At 54.7% G+C, this 12,998-nt stretch carries 13 protein-coding genes; 8 read left to right on the top strand and 5 right to left on the bottom strand.

Annotated features, from left to right (window positions below):
• The 3 genes from AC0TN7_RS04105 to AC0TN7_RS04095 form a co-directional block, all read right to left on the bottom strand.
• On the bottom strand, window positions 1–720 hold the full coding sequence (locus tag AC0TN7_RS04105; protein WP_014170714.1) for an RNA polymerase sigma factor FliA: 720 nt from the start codon (window positions 718–720) through the stop codon (window positions 1–3).
• 129 nt (window positions 721–849) lie between these two features.
• Window positions 850–2,055, bottom strand: a complete 1,206-nt coding sequence (gene fliB, locus AC0TN7_RS04100; protein ID WP_463727159.1) for a flagellin lysine-N-methylase — start codon at window positions 2,053–2,055, stop codon at window positions 850–852.
• A 62-nt stretch (window positions 2,056–2,117) separates the two neighbouring features.
• Window positions 2,118–2,942, bottom strand: coding sequence for a flagellin N-terminal helical domain-containing protein (locus tag AC0TN7_RS04095; protein ID WP_023312294.1), 825 nt, complete (start codon window positions 2,940–2,942; stop codon window positions 2,118–2,120).
• A gap of 401 nt (window positions 2,943–3,343) precedes the next feature.
• Here AC0TN7_RS04095 and fliD point away from each other — a divergent pair, with 401 nt between their 5' ends.
• Genes fliD through amyA form a run of 4 tightly spaced genes read left to right on the top strand, consistent with a single transcriptional unit; the run spans window position 3,344 to window position 7,115 of the window.
• The gene (fliD, locus tag AC0TN7_RS04090) at window positions 3,344–4,768 is read left to right on the top strand and encodes a flagellar filament capping protein FliD (RefSeq protein ID WP_024909768.1); all 1,425 of its coding nucleotides are present in this window, start codon (window positions 3,344–3,346) and stop codon (window positions 4,766–4,768) included.
• A gap of 21 nt (window positions 4,769–4,789) precedes the next feature.
• Window positions 4,790–5,194: a flagellar export chaperone FliS gene (gene fliS / locus AC0TN7_RS04085; RefSeq protein WP_023312296.1), complete on the top strand. Its 405-nt coding sequence runs from the start codon at window positions 4,790–4,792 to the stop codon at window positions 5,192–5,194.
• Window positions 5,195–5,200: 6 nt separating this feature from the next.
• Window positions 5,201–5,575, top strand: a complete 375-nt coding sequence (gene fliT / locus AC0TN7_RS04080; RefSeq protein WP_024909767.1) for a flagella biosynthesis regulatory protein FliT — start codon at window positions 5,201–5,203, stop codon at window positions 5,573–5,575.
• Between the two features lie 52 nt (window positions 5,576–5,627).
• Complete coding sequence (gene amyA / locus AC0TN7_RS04075; RefSeq protein ID WP_024909766.1) at window positions 5,628–7,115, top strand: alpha-amylase; 1,488 nt, start codon at window positions 5,628–5,630, stop codon at window positions 7,113–7,115.
• 102 nt (window positions 7,116–7,217) lie between these two features.
• On the opposite strand, the gene yedD is transcribed toward amyA, so the two are convergent.
• The gene (gene yedD, locus AC0TN7_RS04070) at window positions 7,218–7,631 is read right to left on the bottom strand and encodes a lipoprotein YedD (RefSeq protein WP_463727158.1); all 414 of its coding nucleotides are present in this window, start codon (window positions 7,629–7,631) and stop codon (window positions 7,218–7,220) included.
• A 74-nt stretch (window positions 7,632–7,705) separates the two neighbouring features.
• Window positions 7,706–8,020 carry a flagellar hook-basal body complex protein FliE gene (gene fliE / locus AC0TN7_RS04065; protein ID WP_008500329.1) on the bottom strand — a complete coding sequence of 105 codons (315 nt, stop codon included), beginning with the start codon at window positions 8,018–8,020 and terminating at the stop codon, window positions 7,706–7,708.
• Window positions 8,021–8,248: 228 nt separating this feature from the next.
• On the opposite strand from fliE, the gene fliF reads away from it, so the two are divergent.
• Genes fliF through fliI form a run of 4 tightly spaced genes read left to right on the top strand, consistent with a single transcriptional unit; the run spans window position 8,249 to window position 12,989 of the window.
• On the top strand, window positions 8,249–9,928 hold the full coding sequence (gene fliF, locus AC0TN7_RS04060) for a flagellar basal-body MS-ring/collar protein FliF (protein ID WP_024909764.1): 1,680 nt from the start codon (window positions 8,249–8,251) through the stop codon (window positions 9,926–9,928).
• Window positions 9,921–10,919 (top strand): flagellar motor switch protein FliG, encoded by a 999-nt coding sequence (gene fliG / locus AC0TN7_RS04055; RefSeq protein ID WP_023312301.1) that lies wholly within the window; start codon window positions 9,921–9,923, stop codon window positions 10,917–10,919. Before fliF ends, fliG begins: the two co-directional genes overlap by 8 nt.
• Entirely contained in the window at window positions 10,912–11,619 is a 708-nt protein-coding gene (gene fliH, locus AC0TN7_RS04050) for a flagellar assembly protein FliH (protein WP_061714848.1), read from the top strand. Before fliG ends, fliH begins: the two co-directional genes overlap by 8 nt.
• On the top strand, window positions 11,619–12,989 hold the full coding sequence (gene fliI / locus AC0TN7_RS04045) for a flagellar protein export ATPase FliI (RefSeq protein ID WP_008500325.1): 1,371 nt from the start codon (window positions 11,619–11,621) through the stop codon (window positions 12,987–12,989). Before fliH ends, fliI begins: the two co-directional genes overlap by 1 nt.
• Window positions 12,990–12,998 lie beyond the last annotated feature (9 nt).

The following is a 12,998-nucleotide window of genomic DNA, read 5'->3' as shown; positions in this document are numbered from 1 at the left end:
CTATAACTTACCCAGCTTAGTTCGTAAGCGTTTAATGGCCTGGCTGTGCAGCTGGCTCACCCGCGACTCTCCCACCTCCAGAACAGCGCCAATCTCTTTGAGGTTAAGCTCTTCCTGGTAATAAAGGGTCAATACCAGCTGTTCGCGTTCAGGCAGAGCTTCAATAGCCTCCATGACGCGCTGGCGTAAATTCCCTTCCATTAAATGGTGTAACGGGTTTTCTTGCTGGTGCTCATCCGTCACCAGCTCGATGCTATCGCCATGCTCTTCGCGCCACTCGTCATAAGAGAAGAGTTGGCTATTATTGGTATCGAGCAACATCTGACGATACTCTTCAACAGCAATGCCAAGACGTTCCGCCACTTCGGTTTCCGTTGCGTTACGTCCCAGTTCCTGTTCCAGCTGCCCCATCGCATGCGCCACTTCGCGCGCGTTGCGGCGAACACTGCGCGGCACCCAGTCGCGGCTGCGCAGCTCGTCCAGCATCGCACCACGAATACGCTGAACTGCGTAAGTCGTAAATGCCGTTCCTTGCAGAGCGTCGTATCGGTCAACTGCATTCAATAACCCGATACCGCCCGCCTGTAGCAGATCGTCGAGTTCCACGCTCGCCGGCAAGCGCACCTGGAGGCGCAATGCTTCGTGACGCACCAGCGGGACATAACGCTGCCACAGCGAGTGTTTATCCATTACACCTTCAGCGGTATAGAGTGAATTCACGATAAACAGCCCTGCGTTAGTTGAGTTATCGGCATGATTATCCGATTCTGCAGGGCGTTCAATTGGATGAAAAAGGGGGATAAAATGAGGTTATTCTGAGGTTGCCCACAACAGGGGCAACTTTTCTGCCTAAATTAACAGTTGTAACAATGAAAGATCGTCGCCCAGCTTGACGCTATCTATATGTTGATGAAAGAGCTTTCCCGCTTCCTGATTATGCTGGCTAAGGGAGTGGAAGCTGTAAATAACATCAATAATATTATCTTGTTCAATTTTTCCCGCCACGAGAGCCTGACCGGCAAGTAACGTTTTCAGGAAATAGAACTCCGCAACGATTAAATAAAGATTATTCAACATGCTGCGGCCATTGTTCTGTGGGAAGCCCTGCTCCCAGAGTTTGTATTTAAAAAAGTTCTTAAATAAATGGTCATTGGTCGCCAGGTAACTGCCCGCCACATCGCGCCAGACGGACTCGATGTTCTCCATGACCTTCTCTGCCGGTACGGCATCACCGACAGATTCGAACTGTTGATAAAGCTGAGTAAAATAGCGGTTTAATACCGCGCCGCCGCGAGCGGTCGCTTTCTTCGTAAAGTAGCTCTGGATAAGCGAAATTAACGCGAATTTCAGGCTGTAGTTCTGATTAAACCCGCCCAGTTCCGTTTTGATTTTACCGCTCACCAGTTCGTTAACCAGCGAGAAATAAACCGTTTCAAGCGTGCCGATATTCTCTTCGAGATTCTCGAGCTTTTCAGCCACCATGAGGAATTTCACCACGGCGTAAACCTGCTCTTCAACGCAGACCGCTTCAACGCTGAAAAGGTTCTGGCAGAAGAGATTGATGACCTTTGCTTTTAAATCAATCATTGGCGCAGTATTGACGTCCTGCTGGACAATGACAGATTCCATCATCGACATAGACTCCCGATCGTTCAACAGAAGTCGGGTCACTTCCGGACACGAGAGGTTCAGCGATTTTTCGATTTCATTTTTAAAGACCCGGTTTGTCCGTGGAAACGACGAACAGGTTGGGCTTAACGCCTGCGCGCCCATGGCGCTATGAATAGAACAGAGTTTTTCCGTATCCATAAACGGGCAGTTTTTACTTTCCGTATGGAAAATCACTTCGCCCCAGTTGCCATACTGTTTTTTGGTAACTTTTATCGCCGTTTTCGCCGTATGACGAATGGCGGCATTTTTGCTGTTCAGGTAACGGTTAACGGAGGATTTATCAAACGCGATGGTCCAGCCCTGACAACAATGTTCACGGCATTCCCCACCGACACATGAAAAATCTGCGACCAGCTTTGGTTGAGTGACACTGATTTGTTTCACAGGCGGATTCTCAAATAGCAGAGATAAAAAAACCCCGCCGAAGCGGGGTTTCACGCGTAATATTAACGCAGCAGAGACAGAACGGTCTGTGGAACCTGGTTTGCCTGAGACAGAACAGAAGTACCAGCCTGCTGCAGGATCTGCGCGCGGGACATGTTGGAAACTTCAGTTGCGTAGTCAGCGTCCTGGATACGGGACTGAGCAGCAGACAGGTTGTTAGAGGTGTTGTTCAGGTTGTTGATTGCAGAAGTGAAGCGGTTCTGCACAGCACCCAGACCAGAACGTGCTTTATCAACGGTAGCGATAGCTTTGTCGATGGTGTTCAGGTCAGTAGCGGTCATTGCTTTCAGGTCGATAGCGTTCACGCCCAGAGTAGTAGAGTCAGCTTTAGCGCCGCTCAGATCCAGGTTGATGGTGTCGCCGTCGTTAACTCCAACCTGAATTTTAACCACACCAGCAGTACCTGCAGTGCCGTCCAGCAGTTTGATGCCGTTGAAGTCAGTTTTGCCTGCAACACGGTCGATTTCAGCCAGACGAGCGGTAACTTCATCCTGCAGAGAAGCCAGGTCAGATGCGCTGTTGGTGCCGTTGCTTGCCTGAACAGCCAGTTCACGAACACGCTGCAAGTTGTTGTTGATTTCGTTCAGAGAACCTTCAGCAGTCTGCGCCATGGAGATACCGTCGTTGGCGTTACGTGCAGCCTGGGTCATCCCTTTGATCTGAGCGGTCATGCGGTTTGCAATCGCCTGGCCAGCAGCATCGTCTTTCGCGCTGTTAATACGCAGACCGGAAGACAGACGCTCGATAGCAGTGCCCAGAGAAGACTGAGATTTGTTCAGGTTGTTCTGAGTGGTCAGGGACAACAGGTTAGTATTGATAACTGCCATAATTTTGTTTCCTTCAAAAATTGGGTTTTAGGTCCGGTGCCTAACACTCACAGCGTCTCTCACCGTCAACAAGGTTATCGACGGGTCCCCAAAAGACTTTAGAATCAATTTTGAAAAAATTACAAGCATATGATTATTAATGATTTTATTTTTAAAAAATCAATTAAGGTCCGCCAGAGGCTTATTATTTACGCTTTTTAAATGCACAAAGAGATGGCAAAAAAGGCACACACTTATTCGTGTTTTCAATGCTGTGATAATGACCCTAAAGTGCAATCCTTTCATTTACCCCGCCAGGACGCGTCTATTCTTTGGATTATTTTTTTCTCGCCATCGTAAACTTTTACCTTGAGAGGCCGATAAGAGTCCTGAACTACTTTCGTATTTTAAGGAAAATATGCATGGCTACTATCAGTAACCTCGGGATAGGTTCTGCAGGACTCGGGGATTTATATAATCAGTTGGAAGCGGCAGAGAAAACCAAGCTGACGACGATTACTTCCCAGCAATCAACGTATAACGCACAGCTAAGTGCTTACGGCAAGCTGCAGAGCGCCATGACATCGCTGCAGACTGCGACCGCTGCACTGGGTAAAGCTACCACCTGGAACTCAACGTCCGTTAGCAGCACTAACACGGCCTTTACTGCCACCACAACGGCTGACGCGTCCGTGGGTTCCTTTGTTGTCAACGTCAACCAGGTTGCGAAAGCGCAGGCACTCACTACCGGCTCCTATGCTAACAACACGGACCTGCTGGGCGATACGACAGGTACAACGCGTAAAATCACCATCACCCAGCCGGGTACCACAACGCCTTTAGAGGTCACCCTGGCAGATGGCGATACGTCGCTGGCCGGGATCGCGAGCGCCATTAATAAAGCGAACGGCAACGTCACCGCCAGCGTCATTAAAGCGAAAGACGGTGATTACCGCCTGATGCTGTCATCAAAAACCACCGGTACCGATGGTGCGATGACGGTAAGCGTTACCGGCGACGCCAAGCTGCAAAGCGCCATTGGCTACGATTCAACCACCAAAACGGGCGCGCTGACGGTGAATACCGCCGCACAGAACGCGATTGTGGTGGTGAACAACATCTCGATCGAGCGCCAGTCAAATACCATTACCGATGCGCTGCCAGGGGTCACCTTCAGCGTGAAAGCGCAAAGCACGGCAGACGAAACCCTTGAGGTTTCACGCGCAACGGATGCGAACCAGAAGGCGATCACGGACTGGGTCACAGCGTATAACTCGCTGCAGTCTACCATTAACAGCCTGACGAAGTATGTTCCGGTCGATGCAGGCTCCGGCAGCCAGTCTACCAGCAACGGCGCGCTGGTCGGTGATGCGAACGTGCGTGGGGTTCAGTCTCAGCTGCGAGGCCTGCTGACCGAAGTGCAGACCGGCTCCATTCAGATCATGGCCCAGTTGGGGATTACCCAGGACCCGGTGAAAGGCGCGGACGGTACCGTCGGTAACCTGAAAGTCGACACCGATAAGCTGAAAAAAGCGCTGACCGACAACCCGAACGCCGTACAGCAGTATTTTGTCGGTGACGGAAAGAAAACCGGTATGGCGACCCAGATGAACAACACGCTGACCACCATGCTCAGCACCAGTACCGGCAGCGCCGGGGTGATCCAGAACGCGAAAGACGGGATCAACAAAACGCTGAAAACGCTGGGCGAACGTTACGATGCCATGGATGCTCAAATTGAAGCCACCATGGCACGTTACAAAACCCAGTTCACCAGTCTGGACGTATTAGTCACCAAAATGACCAGTACAGCCAACTACCTGACCCAACAGTTCTCACAAAAGTAGTCGTAGCCTTCAGGAGTGGATATGTATAAGACCTCTGGTGTTCAATCCTATCAGCAGATAGGAGTCGAAAGCGCAGTGATGAATGCCAGTCCACACCAGCTGATTGTCATGTTGTTCGACGGGGCGCATAGCGCCCTTGTTCGCGCGCGTTTGTTCATGGAAGCCGGACAAATTCGCGAAAAAGGCGAAGCCTTATCCAAAGCCATCAACATCATCGACAACGGTTTAAAAGCAGGACTGAACATGGAGGTTGAGAGCGAGTTGTCCGGTAACCTTGCCTCCTTGTACGAATATATGGTTCGACGTTTGTTACTGGCGAATGTCAGTAATGACGTAGACGCAATTGTTGAAGTCGAGGGTTTATTAAACAACATTGCGGATGCGTGGAAGCAAATCGGCCCCAATGCGTCCTCTATATCAGGATAATTTTTGATGAATAATCCCAGCGCAGCGCTTAGCCACTGGCAGGCGCTACATGCTCAGAGCATTGCTATGCTAAATCTCGCACATTCTGGTCAATGGGATGCGCTTATCGAGCAGGAAATGCATTACGTACAACTGGTGGAAAAGATTTCGCAAACGCCCATCATGTCATGCCCTCCGGCTCAGGTTGAGCAAGCGCGTGCGCTGCTGGAAATGATCCTTGAAAATGAGAATGCGCTAAAGGCACTGTTGAAAGTCCGCATGGACGAATTGCGCAGTCTGATTGATCAAACCGGTAAACAGCAATCCATCACTTCTACCTATGGAAAGCTGTCAGGGAATATTCTTTATCCAGAAAGTTTTACCCGCGACACACAACTATGATTTCTTCATCCATACTCCAGAAGTCTGCCAACCGGCTTCTGGAGCAAGGATGATGAAAAACCCCACCCTGTTACAATGTTTTCACTGGTATTACCCTGCTGGCGGTGAATTGTGGCGAGAGGTCACGGCGTTAGCTCCCAATCTTAACGAAATCGGCATCAACATGATCTGGCTGCCGCCCGCCTACAAAGGTGCGTCCGGCGGGTATTCTGTCGGCTATGACTCTTACGACCTGTTCGATCTCGGCGAGTTTGACCAGAAAGGCAGTATTGCCACGAAATACGGCGACAAAGCGCAGCTGCTGGAGGCCATTAACGCCCTCAAAAGCAACGACATTGCCGTGCTGCTGGACGTGGTGGTCAACCACAAAATGGGTGCCGATGAGAAAGAATCTGTCCGCGTTCAGCGTGTGAATGAACAGGACCGCACGCAAATCGATGATGAGGTCATCGAGTGTGAAGCCTGGACCCGCTATACCTTCCCCGCCCGCGCCGGGCAATATTCCCGGTTTATCTGGGACTACAAATGCTTCAGCGGCGTCGACCATATAGAAAACCCCGATGAAGACGGCATCTTTAAAATCGTCAACGACTACACCGGCGAAGGCTGGAACGATCAGGTTGATGATGAGATGGGTAACTTCGATTACCTGATGGGCGAAAATATCGACTTTCGCAATCACGCCGTGACCGAGGAGATCAAATACTGGGCCCGCTGGGTCATGGAACAGACGCGCTGCGACGGTTTTCGTCTGGACGCCGTTAAGCATATTCCCGCCTGGTTTTACAAAGAGTGGATTGAGCACGTCCAGGAGGTCGCCGACCAGCCGCTGTTTATCGTGGCGGAATACTGGTCCCACGAGGTGGATAAACTTCAGGCCTATATTGACCAGGTCGAAGGCAAAACCATGCTGTTTGATGCCCCCCTGCAGATGAAATTCCACGAGGCGTCACGTCAGGGCAGGGATTACGACATGAGCCAAATCTTCACCGGTACCCTGGTGGAAGCCGATCCGTTTCATGCGGTCACCCTCGTCGCGAACCATGACACCCAGCCTCTGCAGGCGCTCGAAGCGCCGGTCGAAGCCTGGTTTAAACCGCTGGCCTACGCGCTAATCCTGCTGCGGGAAAATGGCGTGCCGAGCGTCTTTTATCCGGACCTCTTCGGCGCCAGCTATGACGACACGGGAGGAGACGGTGAAACGTACCATATTGATATGCCGGTCATTGAGCAGCTTCACGAGCTGATCCTCGCGCGTCAGCGTTTTGCGCACGGCGTGCAGACGCTGTTTTTCGACCATCCTAACTGCATTGCCTTCAGCCGCAGCGGCACGGATGACGATCCCGGCTGCGTGGTGGTGATGTCAAACGGGGACGACGGTGAAAAAGTGATTTGTCTTGGGGAAAACTACGGCAACAAAACGTGGCGGGATTTTCTCGGCAATCGCGAAGAAACCATTACTACGGCGGCGGATGGCGAAGGCACTTTTACCTGCAAAGGCGGAAGCGTGAGCGTGTGGGTAATAGAGGATGCGCTTTAGAACAGGAAACGTGCGGCCTGATGCCCTCACCCCGTCCCTCTCCCACAGGGAGAGGGCGCAAACACCAAAAACGGCAACGAGGTTGCCGTTTTGCGTTTACCTTTAGGGCAGTTTACTCGCCAGCGGATTCTTGCTCAGGTAATCGGCACACTCAACCGTTGGACGATCGACCTTCTGCAGCTCCAGCCCGTCGTACTCAAGCGTCAAGCCATCGCGCTCCAGCGGATAGATATCGAGCTTACGCGTCACGTTGTAATAACTGTCTGAACGCAGCATGATTTTACCCGGCACGGCAATCACGCGCTGCCACTGACGGCAGTCCAGCGTATCGCCCTCCTCCGTCACCACCAGCGTGGCAATCGCCTTCGGGCTGACCATGTTGCTCTGCGGCCCTTTCGACTGCCAGTATCCCGCCAGATGCGCCGGGACAGGATGCTTAATCACGTCGTTATAGTTATCGACCTGAACGCACCCGGTCAGTGCCAGCAGCGCGCCAGCAATTGCTATTTTTTTCATCATCTTTCCTGCAATCGAAGAAAAAAATATTGTGGCATTAAAGCGCTGCGGCTGCCAGCGAAGATCAACAGGTCTTAAACCTGCATCCCCATCACTTCCTGATAGGCCGACACCAGCTTGTTACGCACCTGGATCCCCATCTGCAGGGAAACCGAGGCTTTTTGCAAATCGGTCATCACATCATTCAGTGCCACGCCCGGCTCACCGAGGGTGAACTTTTCTGCCTGAGTGCGCGCTGCGGTCTGGGTATCACTGATACGGTCAAGAGCGGCATGCAGTTGCCCTGCGAAGCTGATGCTCGGCTGCTGATCTGCCACATTCTGATTACGGGCCGTCATCGCCGTTGCCTGCAACTGACTGATTACCCCTTCAATGCCCTGTATAGCCATGACTTTCCCCTGGATGGTTTTTTACGCGGTCAAGACTAACAGCTTGTCAATAAGATAATGGCGGTAAATAGCATGAAAAAACCAGGTTATTTGACCCATAGAAAATCACGAATCATCAAATAATGGCAGGGCCATCAATATGGAACTTTTGTCGTGTTTGCCGACCCGGGAGTCAGTTTTGTTTCTCTACACGAATAACGTAAACCACCAGGATTTAAGAGGTGCGCAATGAGTGCAACAGCATCGACAGCGCCGCAGAATAAATCACTCGAGTGGATGAACCGCCTTCGCGCGAATCCTAAAATCCCGTTGATCGTGGCAGGCGCTGCCGCAATTGCGATCCTTGTAGCGATGGTCCTGTGGGCGAAAAGCCCTGATTACCGGACGCTCTACAGTAACCTTTCCGATCAGGATGGCGGCGCCATCGTCACCCAGCTTACCCAGATGAACATCCCTTATCGCTTTGCCGATAATGGCGGTGCGCTTGAGGTACCGGCAGATAAGGTGCACGAACTGCGTCTGCGTCTGGCTCAGCAGGGGCTGCCGAAGGGCGGCGCGGTGGGCTTTGAGCTGCTGGATCAGGAAAAATTCGGTATCAGCCAGTTCAGCGAGCAGGTGAACTACCAGCGTGCGCTGGAAGGTGAACTGGCCCGCACCATTGAAACATTAGGCCCGGTGAAGAGTGCCCGCGTGCACCTGGCGATGCCTAAACCTTCTTTATTTGTCCGTGAACAGAAATCACCTTCGGCTTCCGTTACCGTGAACCTCGAACCTGGCCGCGCGCTGGACGAAGGGCAAATCAGCGCGGTGACGCATCTCGTCTCCAGCGCCGTCGCCGGTCTGCCGCCGGGTAACGTAACGCTGGTTGACCAGAGCGGTCACCTGCTGACGCAATCCAATACCGCCGGTCGCGATCTCAATGACGCGCAGCTGAAATATGCCGCCGATGTCGAAAGCCGTCTCCAGCGTCGTATTGAAGCGATCCTCGGCCCGGTTGTGGGTAACAGCAACGTGCACGCGCAGGTTACCGCGCAGATCGACTTCGCGAATAAAGAACAAACTGAAGAACAATACAGCCCGAACGGCGATGCGGCTCAGGCGGTCATGCGTTCACGCCAGATCAATTCGAACGAGCAGGTCGGCGGTGCATACCCAGGCGGCGTGCCGGGTGCGTTGTCTAACCAGCCGGCCCCGGCTAACGCGGCGCCGATCTCTACGCCTCCGGCCAATCAGCAGAACGGTCAGCAAAATAATCAGCAGACCACCTCAACGGCCAGTAACGCCGGTCCGCGTACCAGCAGTCGTAACGAAACCACGAACTACGAAGTGGACCGGACGATTCGCCACACTAAACTGAACGTGGGCGATATTCAGCGTCTTTCCGTTGCGGTAGTGGTGAACTACAAAACGCTGGCGGATGGCAAACCGTTGCCGCTGACCGCCGAGCAGATGAAGCAGATTGAAAACCTGACCCGTGAAGCGATGGGTTACTCCGAGAAGCGCGGCGATACCCTCAACGTGGTGAACTCACCGTTCAACTCGGTTGAAGAGACCGGCGGTGAACTGCCGTTCTGGCAACAGCAGGCGTTTATCGACCAGCTGATGTCCGCAGGCCGCTGGCTGCTGGTGCTGATTGTCGCGTGGCTGCTGTGGCGTAAGGGCGTCCGTCCGCAGCTCCAGCGCCGCGCTGAAGCCGAAAAAGCGGCTCGCGAGCAGATGAATGCGCGTCAGGAAACCGAAGAAGCGGTTGAAGTGCGTCTCAGCAAAGATGAACAGATGCAGCAGCGTCGTGCTAACCAGCGCATGGGCGCTGAGGTCATGAGCCAGCGCATTCGCGAAATGTCAGATAACGATCCGCGCGTCGTGGCGCTGGTCATTCGCCAGTGGATGGGTAACGAACATGAGTAATACGCTTACGGGCACCGATAAAAGCGTCATCCTGCTGATGACCATTGGCGAAGATCGCGCGGCAGAGGTGTTTAAACACCTCTCCCAGCGAGAAGTGCAAATTCTCAGTGCGGCCATGGCCAACGTGCGTCAGATCTCCAACAAGCAGCTGACTGAAGTGCTGGCAGAGTTTGAACAGGAAGCCGAACAGTTTGCCGCGCTGAACATCAACGCCAACGACTACCTCCGTTCCGTGCTGGTCAAGGCGCTGGGCGAAGAGCGTGCCTCCAGCCTGCTGGAAGACATTCTGGAAACCCGCGATACCGCCAGCGGTATCGAAACGCTCAACTTTATGGAACCACAGAGTGCCGCCGACCTTATTCGCGACGAGCACCCGCAGATTATCGCCACCATCCTTGTCCACCTTAAACGTGGTCAGGCGGCCGATATTCTGGCGCTGTTCGAAGAGCGCCTGCGTCACGATGTGATGCTGCGTATCGCCACCTTCGGCGGCGTCCAGCCTGCCGCGCTGGCGGAGCTGACCGAGGTGCTCAACAACCTGCTCGACGGCCAGAACCTCAAGCGCAGCAAAATGGGCGGCGTAAGAACGGCGGCGGAAATCATCAACCTGATGAAAACGCAGCAGGAAGAGGCGGTCATTACGGCGGTTCGCGAATTCGACGGCGAGCTGGCCCAGAAAATCATCGACGAGATGTTCCTGTTCGAGAACCTCGTCGAAGTGGACGACCGCAGCATCCAGCGCCTGCTCCAGGAAGTGGATTCCGAGTCGCTGCTTATTGCCCTCAAAGGTGCCGAGCAGCCGCTGCGCGAGAAATTCCTGCGCAACATGTCTCAGCGTGCGGCCGATATCCTGCGCGACGATCTTGCCAACCGCGGCCCGGTTCGTCTGTCTCAGGTGGAAAACGAACAGAAAGCCATTCTGCTTATTGTTCGTCGTCTGGCGGAAACCGGCGAGATGGTGATTGGCAGCGGAGACGACACCTATGTCTAATGAGCTGCCGTGGAAGCGCTGGACGCCGGACGATCTGGCTCCTCCCCTCTCCGAGTTCACGCCAGCCGCGCTCCCGACCGAGGAGCTTGACCCGGACGTCGAGCAGCCCGAGCTGAGCGAAGAAGAGCAGCAAGCACAGATGCTGGCTCAGCTGCAAATGCAGGCGCACGAGCAGGGCTACAATGCCGGTCTGAACGAAGGCCGACAGAAAGGTCACGAGCTGGGGTACCAGGAAGGTCTGTCGAAAGGGTTAGAGCACGGTATCGATCAGGCGCGCCAGCAGCAGGCGCCGATCCATGCCCGCATGCAGCAACTGGTCAGCGAGTTTCAGCACACGCTGGACGCGCTGGACAGCGTGATTGCCTCGCGACTGATGCAGATGGCGCTGGAAGCCGCGCGTCAGGTGATCGGCCAGACGCCCGTGGTGGATAACACGGCGCTTATCAAACAAATTCAGGGTCTGCTTCAGCAGGAGCCGCTGTTCAGCGGGAAGCCGCAGCTGCGCGTCCATCCGGACGATCTGCAGCGCGTGGAAGAGAGCCTGGGCGCGACACTAAACCTGCACGGCTGGCGCCTGCGCGGTGACCCGTCGTTACATCACGGCGGCTGCAAAGTCTCTGCCGACGAAGGCGATCTGGATGCCAGCGTCGCCACCCGCTGGCAGGAACTGTGCCGCCTGGCGGCACCGGGAGTCGTCTGATGACTGCGCGCCTCACCCGCTGGCTCACCACGCTCGACAACTTTGAGACGAAGATGGCGCAACTGCCATCTGTTCGTCGTTATGGGCGACTGACGCGCGCCACCGGTCTGGTACTGGAGGCCACCGGCCTGCAGCTGCCGCTGGGCGCGACCTGCGTGATCGAGCGTCAGGACGGTCTGGAAACGCGTGAAGTGGAAAGCGAAGTAGTCGGGTTCAACGGCCAGCGCCTGTTCCTGATGCCGCTTGAAGAGGTGGAAGGCATTCTGCCCGGCGCGCGCGTGTATGCTAAAAACACGTCTGGCGACGGGCTGCAAAGCGGGAAGCAGCTGCCGCTTGGCCCTGCCCTGCTGGGCCGCGTGCTGGACGGCAGCGGGAAGCCGCTCGACGGACTGCCCTCCCCGGACACCACCGAAACCGGCGCGCTGATCACCCAACCGTTTAACCCTCTGCAGCGAACCCCTATCGAGCATGTGCTCGACACCGGCGTGCGCCCGATTAACGCCCTGCTGACCGTGGGACGCGGGCAACGTATGGGCCTGTTCGCCGGGTCAGGCGTGGGTAAATCCGTCCTGCTCGGCATGATGGCGCGCTACACGCAGGCTGATGTGATCGTTGTAGGTCTGATTGGCGAACGTGGTCGTGAAGTAAAAGACTTTATTGAAAACATTCTGGGAGCGGAAGGCCGCGCCCGCTCGGTGGTCATCGCCGCGCCGGCGGACGTGTCGCCGCTGCTGCGTATGCAGGGGGCCGCGTATGCCACCCGCATCGCCGAAGATTTTCGTGACCGCGGCAAGCACGTGCTGCTGATCATGGATTCGCTGACCCGCTACGCGATGGCACAGCGTGAAATCGCGCTCGCTATCGGTGAGCCACCGGCGACCAAAGGCTACCCGCCTTCGGTCTTCGCCAAACTCCCTGCCCTCGTTGAGCGCGCGGGGAACGGCATCAGCGGCGGCGGCTCCATCACCGCGTTCTATACGGTACTGACCGAAGGCGATGACCAGCAGGATCCAATTGCCGACTCCGCGCGCGCGATCCTTGACGGCCATATTGTGCTGTCGCGTCGTCTCGCCGAAGCCGGACACTATCCGGCCATTGATATTGAAGCCTCTATCAGTCGCGCAATGACGGCGCTGATAACCGAGAAGCACTACGCCCGCGTGCGTAACTTTAAACAACTCCTCTCCAGCTTCCAGCGCAACCGCGATCTGGTCAGCGTGGGGGCGTATGCCAAAGGCAGCGACCCGATGCTCGACAAAGCGATTACCCTGTGGCCGCAGCTGGAGGCATTTTTGCAACAAGGCATTTTTGAACGCGCCGACTGGGAAGATTCAATTCAGGCACTAGAGCTGATTTTCCCGCAGGTGTAACACAGGTGG

This window comes from Enterobacter sp. PL_is511 (assembly GCF_055816065.1).
The sequence above is the reverse complement of the archived record's forward strand: the minus strand, read 5'-3'. Positions and strand labels throughout refer to the sequence as shown.

Bases quoted from the DNA above. Each gene is read 5' to 3' on its own strand.
- fliF (WP_024909764.1), top strand. From the start codon at position 8,249: ATGAGTGCAACAGCATCGACAGCGCCGCAGAATAAATCACTCGAGTGG.
- fliH (WP_061714848.1), top strand. From the start codon at position 10,912: ATGTCTAATGAGCTGCCGTGGAAGCGCTGGACGCCGGACGATCTGGCT.
- fliG (WP_023312301.1), top strand. From the start codon at position 9,921: ATGAGTAATACGCTTACGGGCACCGATAAAAGCGTCATCCTGCTGATG.
- fliD (WP_024909768.1), top strand. From the start codon at position 3,344: ATGGCTACTATCAGTAACCTCGGGATAGGTTCTGCAGGACTCGGGGAT.
- fliE (WP_008500329.1), bottom strand. From the start codon at position 8,020: ATGGCTATACAGGGCATTGAAGGGGTAATCAGTCAGTTGCAGGCAACG.
- fliT (WP_024909767.1), top strand. From the start codon at position 5,201: ATGAATAATCCCAGCGCAGCGCTTAGCCACTGGCAGGCGCTACATGCT.
- yedD (WP_463727158.1), bottom strand. From the start codon at position 7,631: ATGAAAAAAATAGCAATTGCTGGCGCGCTGCTGGCACTGACCGGGTGC.
- fliI (WP_008500325.1), top strand. From the start codon at position 11,619: ATGACTGCGCGCCTCACCCGCTGGCTCACCACGCTCGACAACTTTGAG.
- amyA (WP_024909766.1), top strand. From the start codon at position 5,628: ATGAAAAACCCCACCCTGTTACAATGTTTTCACTGGTATTACCCTGCT.
- AC0TN7_RS04095 (WP_023312294.1), bottom strand. From the start codon at position 2,942: ATGGCAGTTATCAATACTAACCTGTTGTCCCTGACCACTCAGAACAAC.
- fliS (WP_023312296.1), top strand. From the start codon at position 4,790: ATGTATAAGACCTCTGGTGTTCAATCCTATCAGCAGATAGGAGTCGAA.